General features: G+C 72.5%; 20 protein-coding genes and 1 pseudogene. 15 read left to right on the top strand and 6 right to left on the bottom strand.

The window, feature by feature from the left end; translation table 11 throughout:
* Nucleotides 1-26 precede the first annotated feature (26 nt).
* Nucleotides 27-935 carry a glycine betaine ABC transporter substrate-binding protein gene (locus JT362_RS12100; protein ID WP_260191225.1) on the top strand — a complete coding sequence of 303 codons (909 nt, stop codon included), beginning with the start codon at nt 27-29 and terminating at the stop codon, nt 933-935.
* Nucleotides 936-998: 63 nt separating this feature from the next.
* Here the strand turns inward: JT362_RS12100 and JT362_RS12095 are convergent, their stop codons facing one another.
* The 4 genes from JT362_RS12095 to JT362_RS12080 all read right to left on the bottom strand — a co-directional run bounded on the left by JT362_RS12095 (nt 999) and on the right by JT362_RS12080 (nt 5576).
* The gene (locus tag JT362_RS12095; protein WP_260191224.1) at nt 999-1568 is read right to left on the bottom strand and encodes a dihydrofolate reductase family protein; all 570 of its coding nucleotides are present in this window, start codon (nt 1566-1568) and stop codon (nt 999-1001) included.
* Nucleotides 1569-1578: 10 nt separating this feature from the next.
* A complete protein-coding gene (locus JT362_RS12090; protein ID WP_260191223.1) occupies nt 1579-2637 on the bottom strand; it encodes a Kelch repeat-containing protein in 1059 nt (352 codons plus the stop codon).
* Nucleotides 2638-2724: 87 nt separating this feature from the next.
* The gene (locus JT362_RS12085) at nt 2725-4299 is read right to left on the bottom strand and encodes an N-acyl-D-amino-acid deacylase family protein (protein ID WP_260191222.1); all 1575 of its coding nucleotides are present in this window, start codon (nt 4297-4299) and stop codon (nt 2725-2727) included.
* Nucleotides 4299-5576: an amino acid deaminase gene (locus tag JT362_RS12080; RefSeq protein WP_260191221.1), complete on the bottom strand. Its 1278-nt coding sequence runs from the start codon at nt 5574-5576 to the stop codon at nt 4299-4301. Before JT362_RS12080 ends, JT362_RS12085 begins: the two co-directional genes overlap by 1 nt.
* A gap of 105 nt (nt 5577-5681) precedes the next feature.
* On the opposite strand from JT362_RS12080, the gene JT362_RS12075 reads away from it, so the two are divergent.
* The 3 genes and pseudogenes from JT362_RS12075 to JT362_RS12065 all read left to right on the top strand — a co-directional run.
* The gene (locus JT362_RS12075) at nt 5682-6644 is read left to right on the top strand and encodes a sugar kinase (RefSeq protein WP_260191220.1); all 963 of its coding nucleotides are present in this window, start codon (nt 5682-5684) and stop codon (nt 6642-6644) included.
* A complete protein-coding gene (locus JT362_RS12070; RefSeq protein ID WP_260191219.1) occupies nt 6641-7399 on the top strand; it encodes an IclR family transcriptional regulator in 759 nt (252 codons plus the stop codon). The genes JT362_RS12075 and JT362_RS12070 overlap by 4 nt, the downstream gene beginning before the upstream one ends.
* A 40-nt stretch (nt 7400-7439) precedes the next feature.
* A pseudogene (locus JT362_RS12065) lies at nt 7440-7769 on the top strand (RidA family protein); the annotation flags it as partial.
* Nucleotides 7770-7829: 60 nt separating this feature from the next.
* On the opposite strand, the gene JT362_RS12060 reads toward JT362_RS12065, so the two are convergent.
* On the bottom strand, nt 7830-10085 hold the full coding sequence (locus JT362_RS12060; protein ID WP_311202692.1) for a glycoside hydrolase family 9 protein: 2256 nt from the start codon (nt 10083-10085) through the stop codon (nt 7830-7832).
* 199 nt (nt 10086-10284) lie between these two features.
* On the opposite strand from JT362_RS12060, the gene JT362_RS12055 reads away from it, so the two are divergent.
* The 11 genes from JT362_RS12055 (at nt 10285) to JT362_RS12005 (ending at nt 22426) form a co-directional block, all read left to right on the top strand.
* Nucleotides 10285-11574, top strand: a complete 1290-nt coding sequence (locus JT362_RS12055) for a PQQ-dependent sugar dehydrogenase (RefSeq protein ID WP_260191218.1) — start codon at nt 10285-10287, stop codon at nt 11572-11574.
* A gap of 57 nt (nt 11575-11631) precedes the next feature.
* A complete protein-coding gene (uraD, locus tag JT362_RS12050) occupies nt 11632-12120 on the top strand; it encodes a 2-oxo-4-hydroxy-4-carboxy-5-ureidoimidazoline decarboxylase (protein WP_260191217.1) in 489 nt (162 codons plus the stop codon).
* Entirely contained in the window at nt 12117-12434 is a 318-nt protein-coding gene (uraH, locus tag JT362_RS12045; RefSeq protein WP_260191216.1) for a hydroxyisourate hydrolase, read from the top strand. The genes uraD and uraH overlap by 4 nt, the downstream gene beginning before the upstream one ends.
* Nucleotide 12435: 1 nt before the next feature.
* A complete protein-coding gene (pucL, locus tag JT362_RS12040; RefSeq protein WP_260191215.1) occupies nt 12436-13299 on the top strand; it encodes a factor-independent urate hydroxylase in 864 nt (287 codons plus the stop codon).
* Nucleotides 13300-13301: 2 nt separating this feature from the next.
* Nucleotides 13302-14162 carry an FAD binding domain-containing protein gene (locus JT362_RS12035; RefSeq protein WP_260191214.1) on the top strand — a complete coding sequence of 287 codons (861 nt, stop codon included), beginning with the start codon at nt 13302-13304 and terminating at the stop codon, nt 14160-14162.
* A 3-nt stretch (nt 14163-14165) separates the two neighbouring features.
* Nucleotides 14166-14642: a (2Fe-2S)-binding protein gene (locus JT362_RS12030; RefSeq protein WP_260191213.1), complete on the top strand. Its 477-nt coding sequence runs from the start codon at nt 14166-14168 to the stop codon at nt 14640-14642.
* Nucleotides 14639-15988, top strand: coding sequence for an 8-oxoguanine deaminase (locus JT362_RS12025; protein WP_260191212.1), 1350 nt, complete (start codon nt 14639-14641; stop codon nt 15986-15988). Before JT362_RS12030 ends, JT362_RS12025 begins: the two co-directional genes overlap by 4 nt.
* Entirely contained in the window at nt 15985-18264 is a 2280-nt protein-coding gene (pucD, locus tag JT362_RS12020; protein WP_260191211.1) for a xanthine dehydrogenase subunit D, read from the top strand. Before JT362_RS12025 ends, pucD begins: the two co-directional genes overlap by 4 nt.
* A gap of 216 nt (nt 18265-18480) precedes the next feature.
* Nucleotides 18481-20574, top strand: a complete 2094-nt coding sequence (locus JT362_RS12015; protein ID WP_260191210.1) for a putative bifunctional diguanylate cyclase/phosphodiesterase — start codon at nt 18481-18483, stop codon at nt 20572-20574.
* A 233-nt stretch (nt 20575-20807) separates the two neighbouring features.
* Nucleotides 20808-21995 (top strand): elongation factor Tu, encoded by a 1188-nt coding sequence (tuf, locus tag JT362_RS12010; protein WP_260191209.1) that lies wholly within the window; start codon nt 20808-20810, stop codon nt 21993-21995.
* A 53-nt stretch (nt 21996-22048) separates the two neighbouring features.
* Nucleotides 22049-22426 carry a VOC family protein gene (locus tag JT362_RS12005; protein WP_260191208.1) on the top strand — a complete coding sequence of 126 codons (378 nt, stop codon included), beginning with the start codon at nt 22049-22051 and terminating at the stop codon, nt 22424-22426.
* A 97-nt stretch (nt 22427-22523) separates the two neighbouring features.
* Here JT362_RS12005 and JT362_RS12000 read toward each other — a convergent pair whose 3' ends face one another.
* Nucleotides 22524-22796: a hypothetical protein gene (locus tag JT362_RS12000; protein WP_260191207.1), complete on the bottom strand. Its 273-nt coding sequence runs from the start codon at nt 22794-22796 to the stop codon at nt 22524-22526.
* Nucleotides 22797-22856 lie beyond the last annotated feature (60 nt).

Raw genomic sequence — 22856 nt, 5'->3', positions numbered from 1 at the left:
CGAGAGGACGACGAATGACGAGAAAGATGACCGGGAAGCGAGTCGGTGCGGTTCTGGCGGCACTCGGCCTGAGCTTCGGGCTGGCCGCGTGCGGATCCGAGAGCGACAGCGGTGACGGCGGAAGCAGCGGCGGCGGCGGTGGCGACGCCAAGCAGATCACCCTGGGCATCATCCCGTCCTGGACCGACGGCCTGAGCACCGCGCACCTGTGGAAGAACCTCCTGGAGGAGGACGGCTACCAGGTGGAGATCCAGGAGCTGTCCGAGGCCGCGCCGCTCTACACCGGTCTGGCCGAGGGCGACGTGGACATCTACCCGTCGGCGTGGCCGGAGGTCACGCACAAGTCGTACATGGAGCAGTACGGCGACCAGATCGAGGACCTCGGCGCGTACTACGACAACGCCAAGCTCACCTTCGCGGTGCCGGAGTACGTCGACATCGACTCGATCGAGGACCTGACCGGCAACGCGGACCGCTTCGGCGGCAAGATCATCGGCATCGAGCCGGGCGCCGGCCTGACCGAGGTCACCAAGACGTCGGTGATGCCGGAGTACGGCCTGGAGGGCGACTACGAGCTGGTCACCTCGTCGACCACGTCGATGCTCGCCGAGCTGCAGAAGGCGGTCGACGACAAGCAGGACATCGTGGTCACGCTGTGGCGGCCGTTCTGGGCCAACAACGCCTTTCCGGTGAAGGACCTGGAGGACCCGAAGGGCGCGCTCGGCGAGTCCGAGGCGCTGCACATGCTGGCCCGCAAGGGCTTCAGCGAGGACTTCCCCGAGGTCGCCGAGATGATGGGCAAGGCCAAGCTGGACGACGCGCAGTACGGCACGCTCGAGGACCTGGTGGTCAACGAGTACGGCGAGGGCAAGGAAGCCGACGCGATCACCCAGTGGCTCGAGGACAACCCCGACTGGAAGTCCACCCTCGGCTGACCGGCTCAGCACGACACCGCGGCCCGCACGGAACCTGTCCGTGCGGGCCGCGGCTTTTCGCGCTCACTTCACGACGCGGAACCGCAGATGGGTGGCGGCCGGGGTGATCACCGCGTCGACGCGCTCCAGCGTGACGGCGGAGTCGAGCGAGCCGAACAGCGGGGTGCCGCCGCCGAGCAGTAGCGGGACCACGTGCACGAAGAGCTCGTCCACCAGCCCGAGGGGAAGGCCCTGCTGCATCACGCTCGCGCCGTGCAGGCCGACGGACTTGGTGCCGGCCGTGTCCTTGGCCTGCTTGATCGCGCTGGCCACGCCGTCGGTGACGAACGTGTAGACCGACGGGTGCGACTCGGTCGGCGCCTCATGGGTGACCACGTAGCACGGGACGCCGTTCGTCGGCCCGTTCTCGCCCCACATCTCGACGCACTTGTCGAACGAGACCCGGCCCATCACCACGGCGCCGGTGCCCTCCAGGCCGCCCTGGAGCAGGGCGCGGTCCTCGTCGGTCGCGGCGTCGAACAGCCAGTCGTGCAGGGTGTCGGCGCCGTCGCCGAAGGGGTTCTCGCGGCTGTCGTTCGGGCCGGTGACGTAGCCGTCGAGCGACATCGACATGTCGCAGGTCACAAGTGTCATGGGGTACTTCCTACCGTCCCCGGCGCGGAAGGAAAACCTCGTTGAGGTCGGTGGCGAAGTTCCCGCCCGTCCTGGTCGAGCCGCCGAGGGTGTGGATCCGGTCGCCGACCGTGGCCGCGCCGAGTCCGTGCCGCGGCGTCGGCAGCGGCGGAAGGCTCCGCCACTCGTCCGTGCGGGGGTCGTACACCCAGGCGTCGTCGAACACGCGCTGCTCGGGGACCCACTGCTCGCCGCCGAACACGTACAGCTTGCCCCGGTAGGTGGTGGCGGCGAGACCGCCACGCGCCTCGGGCATGGGGGCGCGGGTCTCCCAGGTGTCCGTCGCCGGGTCGTAGACCTCGAGCGTGGGCACGTTGACCTGGCGCGCGGTGCCGTCGGGGTTGAGGGAGAACTGCCGGCCCCCCACGACGTAGATCTCGCCGTCGATGACCGCCGAGGCGGCGCTGTTCCGCGCGGTGGGTGCCGCGGCGCCGGCCGTCCAGGTGCCGGTGGCCGGATCGAGGACGTCGGTGCGGGTCGTGTCGACGTGCTCGTTGAAGGTCCGCGCGTCCGGGTGGGCGGGGATCCGGCCGCCGAGGTAGAAGATCCGGCCGTCGACGGACTCGGAGACACCTTCCGCGCGGGCGACCGGGAGGTCGGCGCCTCGGGTCCAGCGGTCGGCGGCGATGTCGTAGACGAAGGTGTCGGACTCGGCCCGCCAGTTGGGGAACCCGCCGGAGAAACCGCCGACCCCGTAGATCAGGCCGTCCTCCTCGGCGAGCGTGATGTGGTGCCGGGCCTCGGGCAGCGTGGCGAGCTGGTTCCAGCGATCCCGCCTAGGGTCGTACGCCTCGAAGTGGGCGGACAGGCCCGTGTTCGGGTTGAGCAACCCGCCCGCCACGTAGATCCGGCCGTCGACCACTTCGGGGTACAGCTCCTGCCTTTCGACGGCCATGGGTGCCGCTGTTCTCCAGCGGGCGCGCTCTCCCGGCGCGCCTTCGGTCGCACCGGTGGCCACCGCCGTGGCCGGCACCGCGAGAAGCACCGCGAGGACCGGGACGGCGCGACGGACGTGACGTGTACCGAACATGCTTGCTCCATCGATCGTTACATCAGTGACCATAACGACGTTAAGGTAACGAAAGTAAAGTCGATGTGATCGATTCGTGTATCGCCGTTACACGGTCCGGATGGTGTGGCCGGGGAGAGCGTCGGTGCGCTGGTGGTCGTCGATGACGAAGGTGCCGTTGACCAGGACGTACGGGATGCCGGCCGGGGCTCGCCGAGGGTCGGCGAAGGTTGCGGTGTCGGTGATCGTCGCGGGGTCGAACAGGACCAGGTCGGCGGCGTGGCCCGCGCGGACCAGGCCGCGGTCGCGCAGGCGCAGGCGGCGCGCGGGGCGGCCGGTCAGGTGGGCGACGCACTCCTCCAATCCCAGCACGCCCAACTCCCGGACGTACCTGGCCAGGTACCTCGGGAAGGTGCCCCAGCCGCGCGGATGGGGCCGCTCCCCGACCAGCAGGCCGTCGCTGCCGCCGGTGTGCGCGGGGTGGCGCATGATCGCCCGCACGTTCGCCTCGTCGCCGACGTGCATGAGGCACGACGTACCGAGCCGGTCGGCGACGAGCAGGTCGAAGTACAGGTCGGCGGGGGCGACACCGCGCGCCGAGTCGGCGATGGTGTGCCCGACCAGGTGCGCGTTCGCCGGGTCGCGGACGCCGCTGACCTCGATCGTCGACCAGTCGACCGGGACGCCGTGGCTGCCGTCGGTGCCGGTCTCCTCCAGTTCGTGGCGGATCCTGGCCCGGAGGTCCGGTGTGGACAGTCGGGCCAGGGTGGCGGCCGGGCCGCCGGCGGCCGCCCAGCTGGGCAGGAGCGCCGAGAGGTAGGTGGCGCCCGGCAGGTACGGGTAGGTGTCCAGGCTGACGTCCACGCCCGCGGCCACGGCGTCGTCCACCAGTGCCAGCAGGTCGCCGGCGCGGCCGGCGTTGACCGGGAAGTTCATCGTGGCGTGCGCCAGGTGCAGGGGACAGCCCGAGCGGCGGGACACCTCGACCACCTCGGCGTACGCGGCGAGCGCGCCGGCGCCGTAGCCCCGGGTGTGCGTGCCGTGGAACCCGCCGGCGGCGCCCACCACCTCGCACAGTGCCACCAGTTCGTCGGTGCTCGCGTACGTGCCGGGCGGGTAGGTCAGCCCGGTCGACAGGCCGAACGCGCCCTCCGCCAAGCCGATACCCACCAGCTCCCGCATCCGGTCCACCTCCGCGGGGGTCGCCGGCCGGTCCGCCCAGCCGGTCACGAGCATCCGGACCGTGCCGTGCGGGACGAGGTACACCGCGTTGCAGGCGATGCCCCGGTCCAACCGGTCCAGGTACTCGCCCACCGAGCGCCAGTTCCAGTCGAACCCGGGCGGGTCGCCGTTCCAGCCGGCGAGCTGCTCGCGCAGACCGTCCAGAGTGGACCCGTCGACCGGGGCGTAGGACAGGCCGTCCTGGCCGAGCACCTCCAACGTCACGCCCTGCGCCACCTTCGCCAGGTGCTCCGGCTCGGCCAGCAGCCGCAGGTCGGAGTGGGCGTGCATGTCGATGAACCCCGGCGCCAGCACCAGCCCGCCCGCGTCCACCACCCGGGTTCCCGACAGGCCGTGGCCGAGCTCGGCGATCCGCCCGTCCCGCACCCGGACGTCCGACGCGAACGCCGGCGCGCCCGTCCCGTCGACCACGGACGCGCCGCGGAAGACCAGGTCGGGCATCAGAAGTACGTCCGCACCAGGTCCACCACGGTCTCGCCGTCGACCACCGGGATCAGCGCCCACTTGTCGAACGTCGTGCACGGATGGGACACGCCGAGGCCGACCCAGTCACCGACCTCGAGCTTGTCGTGTCGGACGAACGCGTGCTGGTCGTTGACCGAGAACACCTCGGCGTCCAGCGGCACCGTGGCCCCGTCGCGACGCAGCACCTCCGGGGTCGGCAGGTCGATGTCGTAGGGCAGGTCGCGCTTGCCGGCGGCGAGCAGCGCCAGCCCGGGCTCCGGCGCCGAGTTCACCTGCGCCCACGCGCGCAGCGCCGGCCGCAGCGGAGGCGCGTCGTCGAGCCTGGGATGCCGGCCGAGCGGGGACTGGCGCGCGTAGAGGCCGGAGTCGTGCGTCAGGTACGCGCCGCCGCGCACCACCGGCAGCACCGACAGACCGTCCGGCCACGGCGCGCCCAGCACCTCGGCCACCACGTCGTAGTACGCGCTGCCGCCCGCGGTCACGATCACCCGCTCCGCGCCGAAGAGGCCGCGGTCCGCCAGCTCCACCGTCAGCGCACGCAGGTCCGACAGGTACGCGCGCACGGCGTCCAGCGCCTCGGGGTGCGTGTCGTGGGTGACCGCGCCCTCGTAGCCGCCGACCCCGACCAGCCGCAGGGCCGGGCTCGCGGCCACCGCCTCGGCGACCCCGGCCGCGGCCGGCCGCCCGCGCGCGCCGGTCCGTCCCCCCGGGAACCCCAGCTCCACCAGCACGTCGACCGGGCGCGACACCCCCCGCAGCGCCTCGGTCATCCGCGCCACGCCGGCGACCGAGTCGACCCAGCAGGAGAACTCGAACGTCTCGTCGCGCGCCAGCTCGCCGGCGACCCAGGCCAGCGCTGTCTCGTCCACCAGCTCGTTGGCGAGCATCACCGGGCTCACCCCGAACGCCCGGTACACCCGCAGCTGGCTCGCGGTCGCGCAGGTCAGCCCCCAGGCGCCGTGGTCGAACTGGCGCGCGAACAGCTGCGGGGCCATCGTGGTCTTGCCGTGCGGGGCGTGCGCGAGGCCGCGACCGGCGCACCACGCGGCCATCGTGGCCAGGTTGTGCTCGAGCGCGCCCGCGTCGATCGTCATGACCGGCGGGAGGAAGCCCTCGCGGAACAGGTCGGGGCGGGCGGCCAGCGCCTCGGCGATGGTCATGCCCGTCAGCGACGGCGGCATGCCCTTGAACCGCCAGTCGATGCGCTCCTCGCGGATCGCGGCGACGGCCCTGCGGTCGATGCGCCCGGCCATACGGCTCCCATTGCGGTGTGTGCAACGACTGTTGCGCTGTACGCTATGAACTTGTGTAGCATCCCCTTACCCGGCCAGTCAACGCGAGTCCGGAAGGGACGAATCATGGACGTGCTCTGTCTCGGCGAGTCCATGGCGCTGTTCGTGCCGGCCGAGGACGGCCCGCCCGAGCGAGTACGCGCGTGGACCAGGACCGTCGGCGGCGCGGAGTCCAATGTGGCCTGTCACCTGGCCGGTCTCGGCGCCGCCTCGGCGTGGGTGAGCGCGGTCGGCGACGACGCGTTCGGCCGCGCGGTGGTCGACTTCGTGTCCGGCCACGGCGTCGACGTCTCCGGCGTGCGCGTCGACCCGAGCCGCCCGACCGGGCTCTACATCAAGGAGAGCGACGCCTCGGGCAGCCCGGTGCGCTACTACCGGCGCGGCTCGGCGGCCTCGGGCATGGGGCCCGCGCTGCTCGCCGGCCTGCCGACCGAGGGCGTGCGGGTCGTGCACACCAGCGGGATCACGCCGGCGTTGTCGGACAGCTGCCTGGCGCTCATGCGGGAGCTGGTGGCCGCGCCGCGCACGTACCTGCTGGCGTTCGACCTGAACTGGCGGCCCGCGCTCTGGGCCGGCCGGGACACCTCGGTCCTGCGCGAGCTGGCGGCCGCGGCCGACATCGTGCTGGTCGGCGCGGACGAGGCCGCGACCGTGTGGGGCGCGGGCGACCCGGCGGCCATCCGCGCGGTCCTGCCGGAGCCGCCGACGCTCGTGGTCAAGCAGGCCGAGCACGGCGCGACCCTGATCGAGCGCGACCCGGCCACCGGCGCCGACCGGGCCGAGGTCTTCCAGCCCGCGCTCCGAGTCGACGTGCTGGAACCGGTCGGCGCGGGCGACGCGTTCGCCGCCGGCTACCTCGCCGCCACCCTCGCCGGCGCGCCACCCGCGCACCGGCTGCGTGCCGGGCACCTGCAGGCCGCCGCGGTGCTGCTCACCCGCGACGACGTCTGCGCCCCGCTGCCGGGCGACCTGGTCGCCGCCCTGCTGGCGGCGGACGACACCGGCTGGGCGGCGGCGCACATCCGGTGAGCCAGAGCGTGGATCGGGCGTTGACCCTGCTGGACGAGCTGGCCGGCGGGCAGCGGACCCTCGACCAGCTGGCGCACCGGGCCGGGGTGCACAAGTCCACGGTGCTGCGGCTGCTGCGCACGCTGGAGGCACGCCGGTACGTGCAGCGCGCCGGCCGGCACCACTACCGGCTCGGCACGACCCTGTTCGAGCTCGCGTACCGGGCGCTGGACGAGCGGGACGTGCGCCGCGCGGCCGAACCCGCCGCCCGCGAGCTGAACGCGGCCACCGGGCACACCGTGCACCTCGCGTCCTACGAGGACGGTGAGGTCATCTACGTGGACAAGTACGAGTCCAGGCACAACGTGCGGATGTACTCCCGCATCGGCCGGCGCGCCCCGCTGCACTGCACCGCGGTGGCGAAGGTGCTGCTCGCCGCGCTGCCGGACGGCGAGCGCCACCGGGTCGCGGCCACCATCGGGTACCCGAGGTTCACGGCCAACACCATCACCGGCCCGGACGCGTTCCTCGCCGAACTGGCCCGAGTGGCCGAACGCGGGTACGCCGTGGACGACGCCGAGCACGAGGACGTCATCCACTGCGTCGCCGCGCCGGTGCGCGGGCCGCGTGGTGAGGTGCTCGCGGCGCTGTCCTTGTCGGTGCCCCGGGTCGTGCTCGACCTCGACGGCCTGCTCGAACTCGTCCCCGCGCTGCTCGGCGCGGCGGACCAGGCGTCGGCCGAATGCGGCTGGCCGGCCAACACGAAGGAGAACTGAGTTGCCGAAGAACGTGATCGCCCTGCCGAACGACCGGCGCATGGCGGTGCCGTTGAGTCACGGGATCCGCAAGGGGAACATCCTGCAGGTCGCCGGCCAGGTCGCGTTGGACCCCGCCACCGGCGACGTCGTCGGCGCCTCGGTGGCCGAACAGACCGTGCAGTGCCTCACCAACGTCGAGGCGATCCTCGCGGCCGGCGGGGCGACCTGGGACGACGTGGTGATGGTCCGGGTCTACCTCACCGACACCGAGCACTTCGCCGAGCTGAACGAGGCCTACGCCAACTTCCTCGCCGAGCCCTACCCCGCCCGCACCACCGTCTACGTCGGCCTCCCACCCGGCTTCCACGTCGAGATCGCCGCCCGCGCGGGGCGGGCTTGTGGACGGGGGCGGGGCGGGGGCCCCCCCCCCCGGCCCCGGCCACCGGGCTCAGCCCTGGTCGGCCAGGAACGATGCGATCCAGGCCAGCGCGGAGTTCCAGTTGATGGCGACCTCGTTGGTCGAGTACGACTGGATGTCGTCCACGTAGCAGAACTGCGGGGCGCAGCCGGCCAGCAGGTCGGCGGCGAACGGGTCCTCCAGGTTCGCGTTCGCGCCGCCGGCGATCGAGCCGGACGGCGGGTTCGGCGAGTTCGGGTCGAGCTGGGCGCCGAAGATCCGGCTGTGCTGGTTCTGCGGCGTCGTCGTGCCCCAGTCGGTGACGTAGGAGTGGTTCAGCGCGTTGCGGCCGAAGATGTAGTCCACCGACTGCAGCGCGCCGTCCCGGTAGCGGGTGTCACCGGTGAGGTCGAACGCGGTCGCCAGGACCACCGCGTTGTTGATGATGTTGCCGTTGCCGCCCCAGAAGTAGCTCTCCGGCTCACCCGGGATCGGCAGCCCGTACGCCTCGCCGGCCAGCGTCGCGAGGTACGCGTCGGCGCCGTCGACCACCGACTGCCGGACCCGGTCCAGCTCGTCCGCCGGGAGTCCACTCGGGACGGTCGCGAGATCGAGCCGGGCGAGCGCGGCGGTGGACGGCCAGCTGAACCCGGTCGGGGCGAACACGTCGTCGGTGTGGTGCGGCGACGCGCGCAGGTCGTTCAGGAAGCACCGCTCTCCGGTGGTCAGGTAGAGCTCGGCGGCGGCCCAGTAGAACTCGTCGCTGACGTCGGCGTCGCTGTACGCGCCGCCGCCCACGCCGTCGTTCGGGTCGGCCAGCAGGTCCGGGTTGGCCTGGGCAGCCGCGTAGGCGGTGCGGGACGCGTCCAGGCAGGTGGCGGCGAGGTCCTGGTCGTACGGCTCGAACAGCCTGGCGCACTGGGCGGCCGTGGCGGCCAGGTTCAGCGTGGCCGCGGTCGACGGCGGGTGCAGCTCGCGCAGCTCCGGGTCGTCCTCCGGCGCCAGCGGCAGACCGGTCCAGTTCTCGTCGTGGATCTTGTGGTGGGCCATGCCCGCGAGCGGCTCGCCGGCCGGAACCTGCATGCGCAGCAGGAACTCCAGCTCCCAGCGCGCCTCGTCGAGGATGTCCGGCACGCCGTTGCCGCGCTCCGGTACCCGCAGCGTGCCGTCGTCCAGTGCGCCCGGGGTGGCGGTCGGCGCGGTCAGGACGCGCTCGTAGGTGCTGAGCAACTGGTAGGTGGCGATGCCGCCGTTGACCACGTACTTGCCGTGGTCGCCGGCGTCGTACCAGCCGCCGCGCACGTCCAGCCGGTAGTCGCACACGCCGGGCTGGCACGGCACGTCGATGTCGCCCTGGTTCGGTGCGACCCCGAGGTGACCGGCCGGGCGGGCGTACTCCGCGCCGACCAGGGAGCCGTCGATGGCGATGCCGCTGCGCTGGATGTAGAAGAACTGCAGCGAGTCCGAGCGCAGGCGGTCGTACACGTCGCCGATCGTGAACGGGTAGCTGGTCTCGCCGTCCGCGGTGAGCGTGTAGCCGGTGCCCTCGGCGGTGACGGCGGAGAAGTCGATCGTGTGGGTGTTCTGGCCGGACGCGGGGTCGACACCGCGCGGGGTGGAGGTGCCTTCGGCGACGACGGTGCCGTCACCGGAGGCCACCGACCACGCGAACGGCTCGGTGGCCTCGGTGACGACGGTGGCGTTCTTCGGGCCGTCCGGCAGGTAGCCGACCTGGTTCACCCGCACCCGGGGGCCGGTGTCCGGTTCGTATACGGGTGGCTCAGCCCCTCCGGTGAGCGAGACGTTGTCCAGGCAGAACGTCCACGGGTCGGCCGATCCGCCGACCTGGAACGCCAGCTGCTCGGCGGCGCTGTCCACGTCGGAGGTGAACGTGTACGAGAAGTGCTGTGGCTCGGTGTCCAGGATGGTCGGCTCGGACAGCCGTTCGGTCCACGGCTCGACCTGCAGCTGCACCTTGGCCAGCACACCCACCGGGGTGGAGGCGGACGCGTCGAAGGACAGCTCGTAGGTCTCGCCTGCCTGTAGCGGCAGGTCGTTCTGGCCGACGATGGCGTCCCACGGGTTGACGGTGCCGCCCTCGATCTCGGCGCACAGTTGGCCGTCGACGACGGCGGCCGGGGCGTTGGCGGTCCACCACCAGGGGGCGGTGTCGGCGGTGTCGAAGGTGCCGTTGTCGATCAGTTCGGGTGGTTGCGCGGAGGCGGTCGGAGCGAGCAGGGCGGCGGTGACGAGCGCGGCGGCGGCTGCCGCGACGATCGACGCCACGCGCCGGTGGTGGCGGGGCACGGCGGATCCTCTCCGTGGTTGACGACGGTGACGAACCACGGTCTGGGAGCGCTCCCAGACGCGAGTACCGATAGTGGTCACGTCGTGACGCAGTTGTCAACACTCCCGCCGTGATCGTGGATTGGGGCTGGTGCGACAGCCATGCGGGCGTGTACGTTTGGGAGCGCTCCCAGAACCCTGCCCCCCGAGGAGCCCCGCGATGTCGCGAGTCCTGACCCGTGTCGCCACCACCGCAGCGGCCCTCGCCGTGCTGCTTCCGGCCGCCCCGGCAACGGCCGCCCCAGCAACGGCCGCGCGCCCGAACGCCGAACCAGCCGCCACCACCGTGACCGCTGCCGGCGCCACCGGCACCGCCGCAACCGGCACCGGCACCGCCGCCACCGCGCCCGGGTCGCCGGGCAGCGTGCCGCTGGCCGAGCTCACCGTCGGCACCGAGCAGGTGGCCTTCGGGCTCCGCCGGCCCACCGCGATCGCCGGGGTACCCGATGGCCGGCTGCTGATCACCGAGAAGGACGGCATCGTCCGCGCGTACCACCCCGACACCGGCCTCGCCGCCGAGCCGGTGCTCGACATCACCGACCGGGTCGACAGCCTCGCCTACAACGAACGCGGCCTGCTCGGTATCGCCCCGGCCCCCGACTTCGCCCGCTCGAACGTCGTCTACGTCGCCTACACCAGCGTCGACGAGGGCACCCTCACCCTCTCCCGGATCCCGCTCGACGACCCGGACCGCGAAGAGGTCCTGCTCACCCAGGCACACGCCGAGTACGGCAACCACAACGGCGGCGCGCTCGCCTTCGGCCGCGACGGCACCCTGTTCTGGTCCCTCGGCGACGGCGGCGGCGCGGGCGACCCGTTCGGCACCGGCCAGGACCTTGGCACCCTGCTCGGCAAGATCGTGCGGATCGACGTCTCCCGCGAGTGCGGGACGCTGCCGTACTGCGTGCCGTGGACCAACCCGTTCGTGCACACCCCCGGCGCGCGCCCGGAGATCTGGGCCTACGGCGTGCGCAACGCGTGGCGGTTCTCCGTCGACGCCAACGACGGCTCGCTGTGGATCGGCGACGTCGGGCAGGGCACCCGCGAGGAGGTCAACCACCTTCGGCCGTGGCAGGGCGGGGCGAACCTCGGCTGGTCGTGCCGCGAGGGCACCACGGTGTTCGACGAGACCCGTTGCGACCCCGACGCCCACTACACCGACCCGGTGTTCGAGTACAACACCTCGCTGGAGGGCTGCTCGGTGATCGGCGGGCACGTGTACCGGGGCAGCGAGTACGCCTCACTCGCCTGGGGGACCTACGTCGTCACCGACTACTGCTCGGCCACCGCGTGGGCGGTCCGGGAACGCCCGCACGGCGACTACGAGTCGGCAACCGTCGGTGCCTTCCCCGGCCAGGTCACCGCGTTCGGCGCGGACGCCGACGGCGAGCTGTACGTGGTCAACGACCTGCCCGGCCAGCTGCACAAGGTGACCTTCGCCCGCGGCTGAATCGAGCGTCCAGCAGGGCGCGAGCGGTTCGGGCATCGGGTAAGTACAGTTCCAGGGATGTCCGATCACCTGCGAGCGTTCAACCGGGCCGAGCCGGCCGAGGCCGAGCGGGAGCTGCTCGCCTGCTGCGCGTCCCGGCGCTGGGCGCGTGAGCTGCTGGCCCGGCGGCCCTACGCCGACCTGGCCGGGCTGCGTGCCGTCTCCGCGCGGGTGCTCGCCGGGCTGACCTGGGCCGACGTCGAGGAGGCGCTCGCGGCGCACCCGAGGATCGGGGAGCGCGCGGCCGGTCAGGACCGGGAGGCCGCCTGGTCACGGGAGGAACAGGCCGGTGCGGAGACCAGGGAGGATCTCGCCGCCGGCAACCGGGTCTACGAGGAACGTTTCGGTCACGTCTTCCTGATCCACGCCACCGGGCTGTCCGCGGAGACGATGCTGACCAGCCTGCGCGCGCGACTCGGCAACGACCGGGAGACCGAGCGCGAGGTCGTGCGCGCGGAACTCGGCAAGATCGTCGATCTGCGACTGGGGAAGGCGTTCGGCACATGAGTCTGTCCACCCACATCCTCGACACCACCGCCGGCCGCCCGGCACCCGACGTGCCCGTGCGGCTGGAGGCCCGCACCGAGGGCGGCTGGCAGGCCCTCGCCGACGGCTGCACCGACGCCGACGGGCGACTCGGCGGCTGGGGCGTGGAGGCCCCCGGCGTGTACCGCCTGGTGTTCGGCACCGGCGACTACCACGGCCCGGACGCCTTCTACCCGGAGGTCGTGGTCGCCTTCCGGATCACCGACCCCGGCGAGCACCACCACGTCCCCCTGCTGCTCAGTCCCTTCGGCTACTCCACGTACCGGGGGAGCTGACATGATCAAGCTCGGAGTCAACCAGTACGGGAAGGCCGAGACCCGCCTGGTCCGGGTGGACCGGGGCGACCGGCACGCGATCACCGACCTGAACGTGACCACCACGCTCGCCGGTGACCTGGACGCCACCCACCTCACCGGCGACAACAGCGGCGTGTTGCCCACCGACACGCAGAAGAACACCGTCTACGCCTTCGCCCGCGACGGTGTCGGCGAGCCGGAGGAGTTCGGGCTGCGCCTCGCCCGCCACTTCGTCGACACCACGCCCACGATCACCCGCGCCAGGGTGCGCGTCGAGCAGTACCGGTGGGAGCGGATCACCGTCGACGGCGAGCCGGCGCACCACTCGTTCGCCCGCGCCGCCGGCACCCGCACGGCGACCGCCACCTACGACGGCACCACCGCCTGGGTGGTCTCCGGTGTCGAGGACCTCACCGTGCTGAACACCACCGGCTCGGAGTTCCACGGCTTCCACCGCGACCGGTACACCACCCTCGCCGAGACCACCGACCGGATCCTCGCCACCGCGGTGTCCGCGAACTGGCGACACGAGTCGACGGACTCGCCGTGGGCGGAGAGCTTCCGCGACGCCCGCGCGCACCTGCTGGCGGCGTTCGCCGAGACGCACTCGCGGTCGCTGCAGCAGACCCTGCACGCCATGGGCGAGCGGGTGCTGCGCCACCGGGACGAACTCGTCGAGGTCCGGCTCGCGCTGCCGAACAAACACCACTTCCTCGTCGACCTGGAGCCGTTCGGGCTGGACAACCCCGGCGAGGTGTTCTTCGCCGCGGACCGCCCGTACGGGCTGATCGAGGGCACCGTGCTCCGCGACGGCGCGCCAGAGGAGGGCCTGGCGTGGTGGTGAGCATGGACTTCCTGCGACCGGCCTCGCTGGCGGAGGCCCTCGAACTCAAGGCGGCGAACCCGGACGCGGTGCCGATCGCCGGCGGTACCGACGTCATGGTCGAGCTGAACTTCGACAAGCGCCGCCCGGCCGCCCTGCTCGACCTGGGCCGGGTGCCGGAGCTGGCGACCTGGCGGGCGGAGAACGGGCGCGTCCGGCTCGGCGCCACCGTGCCGTACACGCGGATCGTCGACGAGCTCGGCGACGTGCTGCCCGGCCTGGCTATGGCCGCGCGCACGGTCGGTTCCCCGCAGATCCGCAACCGTGCCGGTGTCGGCGGCAACCTGGGCTCGGCGTCCCCGGCCGGCGACGCGCACCCGCCGCTGCTGGCCACCGGCGCGGACGTCGAGGTCGCCTCCACCCGCGGCACCCGCACGGTCCCGATCGGCGAGTTCTTCCTCGGCCCCAAGCGGTCCGCGCTCGCCGCCGACGAACTGGTTACCGCCGTGCTGGTGCCGGTCGCCGCGGGCCCGCAGCAGTTCGCGAAGGTCGGCACCCGCAACGCCATGGTGATCGCGGTCTGCTCGTTCGGCCTCGCGCTCGACACCACCCGGCGCACGGTCGGCACCGGAATCGGCTCGGCCGGCCCGGTCCCGCTGCGGGCGGCAGCCGCCGAGGACTTCGCCGCCGAGGTGCTCCCGTGGGACGAGCCGGCGGCGAACACACTGACCGACGACACGGCGAAGGAGTTCGGCGAGCTGGTCGCGGCCGCCGCGCGACCCATCGACGACGTGCGCGGCAGCGCCGCCTATCGCCGGCACGCGCTGGCCGTGCTGGCGCGGCGGACACTGCGCTGGGCCTGGCAGGACGTGAGCGGGAGGTAAGGGTTGCGGGTCACCATCGAGGTCAACGGCGAGCGGCGCACGGCCGACGACGTGTGGCCGGGGGAGAGCCTGCTGTACGTGCTGCGCGAACGGCTCGGCCTGCCGGGCGCGAAGAACGCCTGCGAACAGGGCGAGTGCGGCTCGTGCACGGTGTACCTGGACGACACGCCGGTGTGCGCGTGCCTGGTCGCCGCCGGGCAGGCGGAGGGCCGGTCGGTGCGCACGGTCGAGGGCCTGGCCGGCGGGGACGGGCTCGATCCGGTGCAGGAGGCGTTCGTGGCCACCGGCGCCGTGCAGTGCGGGTTCTGCACCCCGGGCCTGATCGTCGCCGCGCACGAGCTGGTGCACCGCGACCCGGGCGCGACCGACGCCGAGATCCGCGAGGCACTGGCCGGCAACCTGTGCCGCTGCACGGGATACGAGAAGATCCTCGACGCCGTCCGGCTGGCGGCCGCGAAGAAGGCGGGGGAGCGGGCATGAGGACCGTCATCGAGAACGCGGCGGTCGTCACCGTCACCGGCGAGGAGTACGCACCGGGACACCTGGTCGCCGACACCGGCGTGATCACGTCCGTCGGCGCCGGCCCGGCACCCGAGGGCCGCGTGGACCGGTACATCGACGGCACCGGCTGCCTGGTCACACCCGGCCTGGTGAACACCCACCACCACCTGTACCAGTGGGCGACCAGGGGCCTGGCCCAGCAGTCGACGCTGTTCGAGTGGCTCACCGAGCTGTACCCGGTCTGGGCCGGCGTCGACGAGCAGATCACGCACGCCGCGTCACTGGCCGGCATCCTGCGCCTGGCGCTGACCGGCTGCACCACGGTCGCCGACCACCACTACGTCTACCCGCGCGACGGCGGCGACCTGCCCTGGGCGATCGTCGACGCGTCGGCCAAGGTCGGCACCCGGCTGCACCTGGTGCGCGGGTCGATGGACCGGGGCGAGTCCGACGGCGGGCTCCCGCCGGACTCCATCGTGGAGGACATCGACGAGGCGCTCGCGGGCACCGCCGACGCCATCGACTCCTACCACAACACCGAGCCGGACGCGTTCGTCCGCGTCGCGGTCGGCCCCTGCTCGCCGTTCACGGTGACCGAGGACCTGATGCGTGAGACCGCCGCGCTCGGCCGGGACAAGGGCGTCCGGCTGCACACCCACCTCGCCGAGACCCTCGACGAGGAGCGGCAGTGCCTCGACGAGCACGGCTGCACGCCGGTGGAGTACGCCGAGCGCACCGGCTGGCTCGGCGACGACGTGTGGCTCGCGCACGGCGTGCACCTGTCCGACAGCGCGATCGCGCGGGTCGGCGCCACCGGCACCGGGGTCGCGCACTGCCCGACCTCCAACGGCCGTCTCGGCACCGGCATCGCGCGCGCGGCCGACCTGCTCACCGCGGGTGGCCCGGTCGGGCTCGGCGTCGACGGCGCGGCGTCCAACGAGGACGGTGGGCTCGTCGGCGAGCTGCGTGCGGCCACCTACGCCGCCCGCGCCACCGGTGGCCCGGCCGCGATGTCGGCCAGGGACGCCTTAGGGATGGCCACGATCGGCGGCGCGCGCTGCCTCGGCCGGGAGGACGAGCTCGGCTCGCTCGAGGTGGGCAAGCTCGCCGACATCGCGGTGTGGCGGGTGGACGGCCTGGCGCACGCCGGCATCACCGACCCGGTGGCCGCGCTGGTGTTCGGTGCGCCGCCGCCGCTGGTGCTGCTGCTGGCCGGCGGCCGGGTCATCGTCCGGGACGGCTCGTGCGCCACGGCGTCCGAGGAGGAGGCCACCGCGATGCTGCGCCGGGAGAGCGCGCGGCTGCTGGCGAAGGCCGGCCGATGAGCCGCGCCACCACGGAGTCGTTGACGGCGACCGGCGGCGGCCGGGTCGGCGACAGCCCGCAACGCCCGGACGGCAATCTCAAGGTGCGCGGGGAGTTCGCCTACTCGTCGGACCTGTGGCACGAGGACATGCTGTGGGGCGCCACCCTGCGCAGCCCGCACCCGCACGCCCGCATCCGCGGCCTGGACGTCGGGCCCGCGCTCGCCGTGCCCGGCGTGTACGCGGTGCTCACCCACTCGGACGTGCCGGGCGAGAACCTCTACGGCCTGGAGCACCCCGACCAGCCGGTGCTCGCCGGGGACGTGGTCCGGTACCAGGGGGAGCCGGTCGCGATCGTGGCCGCCGACCACCCGGAGACCGCGCGCCGGGCGGCCGCGCGGGTGCGGGTCGACTACGAGGTGCTGGAGCCGGTGACCGACGCGGAGACGGCGCTGCGGGCGGACGCGCCGGTGCTGCACCCGACCAACCCGGACGGGAACCTGGTGCGGCACGTACGGATCCGGCACGGCGACCCGGCGCCGGCCGCCGACGTGGTGGTGTCCGGCGAGTACACCGTCGGCATGCAGGACCAGGCGTTCCTCGGGCCCGAGTCGGGCCTGGCGGTGCCGGCCGAGGACGGCGGCGTCGACCTGTACGTGGCCACCCAGTGGCTGCACGCCGACCAGCGGCAGGTGGCCCGCGCGCTCGGGCTGCCGGCGGAGCGGGTGCGGCTGCACCTGGCCGGCGTCGGCGGCGCGTTCGGCGCCCGCGAGGACCTGTCCATGCAGGTGCACGCGTGCATGCTGGCGCTGCGCACCGGGAAGCCGGTGAAGATCGTGTACGGGCGGGAGGAGTCGTTCTTCGGGCACGTGCACCGCCACCCCGCGGTGCTGCGCTACGAACACGGCGCCACCCGCGACGGTGACCTGGTGTACGTGCGGGCGGAGATGATTCTGGACGGCGGTGCGTACGCGTCGACCACCGCCGCGGTCACCGGCAACGCGGCCACCCTCGGCGCCGGCCCGTACCGGGTGCCGAACGTGCACGTCGACTGCTACGGCGTCTACACCAACAACCCGCCGTGCGGGGCGATGCGCGGGTTCGGCGCGGTACAGGCGTGCTTCGCCTACGAGTCGCAGATGGACAAGCTGGCCGCCGCGCTCGGTATGTCCGAAGTGGACGTCCGGGTGCGGAACGCGGTCGAGCAGGGCTCGGTGATGCCGACCGGCCAGGTGGTCGACTCGGCCGCGCCGGTCGCCGAGCTGTTGGCCCTGGTGCGGGACCGGCCCATGCCGCCGGCGCCCTCGGCCCCGTACGACCTGCGCGAGCTGCCCGGCGGGGTGTCGAACACGACCCACGGCGAGGGCGTGGTGCGCGGGGTCGGGTACGGGGTCGGCGTGAAGAACGTCGGCTTCTCCGAGGGCTTCGACGACTACTCCACCGCGCGGGTCCGGCTCGAGGTGGTCGGCGGCGAGCCGGTCGCGTCCGTGCACACCGCGGCCGCGGAGGTCGGCCAGGGGCTGGTGACGCTGAAGGCGCAGATCGCGCGCACCGAGCTGGGGGTCGAGCGGGTGGTGATCCTCCCGCCCGACACCAGTGTCGGCAGCGCTGGCTCCAGCTCGGCGTCCCGGCAGAGCTACGTGACCGGTGGTGCGGTCAGGGCCGCGTGCGAGGAGGTCCGCGCGGCCGTGCTCGCCCGGGCCGGCGCGGGAGCCGGGCTCGCCGGCGGCAAGGTCGTCTCGGCCGGCGGCGACGTGCTCGCCGACCTCGTCGAGGTGCTGGGCGGCGAGCCGGTGGAGCGCACCGTCGAGTGGCGGCACCGGCCGACCGAGGCGTTGGACCCGTCGACCGGCAAGGGGTTCGCACACGTGCAGTACGCGTTCGCGGCGCACCGGGCGGTGGTCGACGTGGACGTGGAGCTCGGGCTGGTGCGGGTGGTGGAGTTGGCCTGCGCGCAGGACGTCGGCCGGGCGATGAACCCGGACGCGGTGCTCGGTCAGATCCAGGGCGGGTCCGCGCAGGGTCTCGGGCTCGCGGTGATGGAGGAGATCCAGGTCGTCGACGGCGTGGTGCGCAACCCGTCGTTCACCGACTACCTGATCCCGACCGTGCTCGACATGCCGACCATGCCGATCGACGTGTTGGAGTACGCCGACCCGCACGCCCCGTACGGGCTGCGCGGCGTCGGTGAGCCGCCGACGCTGTCCTCGACCCCGGCGATCGTGGCCGCCATCCGGGCCGCGACCGGCCGGGCGCTGACCCGGGCCCCGGTCCGTCCCGAGCACATCGTCGGCTAGCCCGGATTTCTCCGGTTTCTTCCACGATCAAGAGGGCCGTTCGGGTCGCATTTCACCCGTTCGGCGCAGTCGCGAACACATAGGGTATGTATCGGCCCGGACACAAGGTGCCCGTTTGGGTGCAGAGCGAGTGACAAGTCCACTGGTAACGTCAACCAGCGGCTCACCGGAGAAGGACGACGAGAAACCCGATGACTTGGCCTATGGATGGCTCCGGTGGATCGATCTGAGCTGGTCAGTGAGTGGGCGGGGGCGCTGGCTCGGGTCATCTACATCGCGCGGTCAGCCGACGAAGTCGAGCATGAGCTGAAGGCCGCGCTCGACGACGTCCTGCACACGCTGACGACGGCACCGTTCGACGCGGAGCCGGTGTCGGCCGTCGCGAAACGGTTGGTGGGACTGGGGCTGACCAGTTCCGAGTGTGTCGAGAGGTCGATAACGGTACTGGGGACGGGAATGCCTCAACTGCCTGAGCTCGCTGGCATCGACGACGCCGCCGACAAGCTCGTGCACGTCTTCAGCGCGATGGCCCGCGGGTTCAGCGACGGCATGCGCAAGAAGCTCTACGACGAGCAGGAGGGCCTGACCCGCGCGCTGATCCAGGCCAGGGAGAACGCCGAGCGCGCGCTGTCGGACAGCGAGGCGCGGTTCGAGGAGATCTTCACCAGCTCGTCGGTGGGCATGGCGATCAGCGCGCTGGACGGCACGCTCATCCGCACCAACCGCGCGCTGGCCGACATCCTGGGCCACCGCAGGGGAAAGCTCCCCGCCAACCGGGTCGAGGACCTCTTCCACGCCGAGGACGCCGACTACCTCAAGATGCGCTACCAGGTGCTGCTGGAGGAGGACGCGCTCCCGTTCCGCGAGCGAAGACGACTCCTGCGCCAGGACGGCGACGACGCCGTGGTCTTCCTGTCCGCGTCCGTGCTGCGCGACCCGGACGGCACCCCGCGCTACTACGTCACCTCCGCCGAGGACGTGTCGGACAAGCAGCTGCTGGAGGGCCAGCTCCAGTTCCAGGCCACCCACGACGCCCTGACCGGCCTGGCGAACCGGCCCCGGTTCCTCGGCCGGCTCGAGGAGGCGTTGCGCGGCAAGCGATCGCACGAGGACGTGACGGTCTTCCACCTCGACCTCGACGGCTTCCGCGCCATCAACAACGGTCTCGGCCGTGAGGCGGGCGACCGCCTCCTGCACGCCGTCGCCGCCCGCCTGCGGGACGTCTTCGACGGCGAGAAGGCGACGGTCGCCCGGTTCGACGGCGACGAGTTCGCCGTCCTGGTGGAGAACACCGCGACCACGCCGAGCGTCGAGATGCTGGCCGCGCGGATCAACGACGACCTGGCCGAGCCGGTCTACCTGGGGGAGCGGGGCATCGCGGCCACCGCCAGCATCGCGGTCATGCACCGCCCGCCGCCGGACACGCTGCCGGTGAACGTCCTGCGCGCCACCGACATCACGTTGCAGCGCCTCAAGAGCAGCGGCCGTCGCCAGTGGGGCCTGGTCGACCTGGAGGCCAACGAACGCGACCGCGCGCGGTTCTCCCTCGCCAGCTCGATGCCCGGCGCGTGGGAGAACGGTGAGATCGACCTCGAGTACCAGCCGCTGGTGTCCAGCGAGACCCGCGAGCTGGTCGCGGTCCAGGCGCTGCTGCGCTGGGACCACGAGGAGCAGGGCCCACTGGACCACGAGCAGTGCCTGGACGCGCTGTCCGAGACCGGCCTCGCGCTGCCGATCGGCCGGTGGATACTGGAGCGTGGGTGTGCGCAGCTGCGTACGTGGAGCGACCGGCACGACAGCGGGGTGCCGAAGCTGTACGTGGAGCTGAGCTCGGACCTGGCCGCCGACCCCGACCTGATCGCGACCGTGCGCGATGTGCTCGCCGACACCGGCGTCGAGCCGGACCGGCTGCGGCTGGGGATGCCGGTGCGGGCGCTGTGCCAGCACGACGGGATGGCCGAGGACAACCTGGAGGTACTGCAGGACGTCGGCGTCGCCGTGGTGCTCTACGAGTTCGGCAACACCCGGGGTGACCTGGCCTGCCTGGAGGACCTCCCGGTGGTCGCGGTGAAGATGTCGTCCGGCGTGGTGTCCCGGGTACGGCGGCAGGGCGAGGACTCGCTGTTCACCCGGTCGATCCGGCAGCTGGTTCCGCTGGTCCGGGAGAACGGCACCCAACTGATCGTCGGCGACGTGCACACCGGACCCCAGCTCGACTGGTGGCGCGACATCGGCGCCGACCTGGTCCAGGGCGAGCACACCGGAGCCGCCGGCACTCCGGGCGAGACCGAGCGCCGCTTCGACCGCTGAGCCGAAACTCGGGTGCGCGCAACCGGTTCGGCTGGCATGCTCGCCCGCATGTTCCTGGCAGGCACGGCCGATACATCCGCGGGCTTCGGCCTGCCGGGTGCGGTCGTGGCCGCATCGTGGCTGGCCGGCGCTCGACGCTGACCCTCCTCGCGAACGCATCCGTCCGGGAACCCACCGGGGAGGGTGGGTCCTCCCGTGGGTTCCCCCATGTCTTTCACCCAAGGACTTTCGCGATGCGCAAGCAGGAGTACGTGCGGACCAAGCCGCACCTGAACATCGGCACCATGGGCCACGTCGACCACGGCAAGACCACGCTCACCTCGGCGATCACCAAGGTGCTCGCCGAGCTCGACCCGGCCACCACGGAGGTCGTCGCGTTCGCCGGCATCGACCGCGCCCCGGAGGAGCAGGCCCGCGGCATCACCATCAACATCGCCCACGTCGAGTACGAGACGGCCACCCGGCACTACGCCCACGTCGACATGCCCGGCCACGCGGACTACGTGAAGAACATGATCACCGGCGCCGCCCAGCTGGACGCGGCGATCCTGGTGGTCTCCGCCGAGGACGGGGCCATGCCGCAGACGCGGGAGCACGTGGTGCTGGCCAGGCGGATCGGCGTGCCGCACGTGGTCGTCGCGCTGAACAAGGCCGACCTGGTGGGCGACCAGGACCTGCTGGACCTGGTCGAGCTGGAGCTGCGTGAGCTGTTGTCCCAGTACGGGTACGACGGCGACACGGTGCCGATCGTGCCGGTGTCCGGCCTGGGCGCGCTGAACGGTGAGCCGAGGTGGACCAGGAGCGTGGTCGAGCTGCTGGCCGCGGTCGACGAGCACGTGCCGCTGCCGGTGCGGGCGCTGGACCGGCCGTTCCTGCTGCCGATCGAGAACGTGCTGACCATCAGCGGCCGGGGCACCGTGGTGACCGGTGCCGTGGAGCAGGGCGCGATCGCGATCGGCGACCCGGTCGAGGTCGTGGGCCTCGGAGCGGGACGGACCACGGTGGCCACCGGGCTGGAGACGTTCGGCAAGTCGCTCGCTCGCGCCGAGGCGGGGGACAACGCGGCGGTGCTGCTGCGCGGGGTGCGCCGGGAGGAGGTGCGGCGCGGCCAGGTGCTCTGCGCGCCGGGCAGCGTCGCGCCGCACACCACGTTCGGTGCGCACGTGTACCTGCTGTCCGCCGACGAGGGCGGCCGGCGCACCGGGTTCGGGTCCACCTACCGGCCGCAGTTCCACTTCCGGACCGCCGACGTCGTCGGCGAGGTCACCTTGAGTGACGCCCGGGTCGCGCTGCCGGGTGACTCGGTGGAGCTGACGGTCCGACTGGGCCAACCGATCGCGATGGACGTCGGGCTCGGGTTCGCGATCCGCGAGGGCGGCCGGACGGTTGGCGCCGGCACGGTCGCGGCGTTGCTCGACTGAACCCCGGGGGCGGTTCCCACGCGGGACCGCCCCCGACCCGGCATGCTGGGAGCATGGAGTTTCTTCGCAGCCGGATGATCGTGCGGCCACTGGACCCCGAGCGGTCACTCGCCTTCTACCGCGACACCCTCGGCCTCGCGATCTACCGGGAGTTCCCGGGTGGCACCGTGTTCTTCCTCGGCAACGGGCTGCTCGAGGTGTCCGGGCGCGGTTCGACCGGGCCGGGGCAGGACACCGTCCTGTGGCTCCAGGTCCGCGACCTCGACGCCACCGCGCGCGAACTCGCCGAGCGCGGGGTGCCGATCGTGCGGGAGCCGAGGGAGGAGCCGTGGGGGTTGCTGGAGATGTGGATCGCCGATCCGGACGGGTTGCGCATCGTGCTGGTGCAGATTCCGGAGAATCATCCACTGCGGGTCGACCAGCGCTCGTAGACCGCTCTAACGGAACGTGCTCAAACGCCACCGAAGGGTTACACGCGAAAGGGGCGCCCTCCCGAGGGGCGCCCCTTTCGAGTACGAAGAAAAAGTTTCAGGCAGCCGCGGGCGCCGGCTCCAGCGCGGCCTTGCCGGCCTCGGTCACCCGCGCAGGCACCAGCTCGCCGAGCGCGCCGCGGGTCGCCGGCTCGATCAGCCCGGCGTGCGCGAGCGTGTGCGCCGTGTACTGGTCACAGCAGGGAACGTCGTCGATGAACAGGTCCGGCTCACTGCTGCAACTGATCGTCGCCCGGCCGTCAACCGCCGCGCGGAGCATCGACAGGGCACGGTGGTTCAGACCTTCTGGCAGTGCGGCTCGGGCGCGCATGGTGTTCCCCGGTCCTACTCGGCTCTCCTGCGAGTCTGTTGTAGCACTCGACACTGACAA

This window comes from Actinophytocola gossypii, assembly GCF_025165815.1.
GTDB lineage: Bacteria > Actinomycetota > Actinomycetes > Mycobacteriales > Pseudonocardiaceae > Actinophytocola > Actinophytocola gossypii.
The sequence above is the reverse complement of the archived record's forward strand: the minus strand, read 5'-3'. Positions and strand labels throughout refer to the sequence as shown.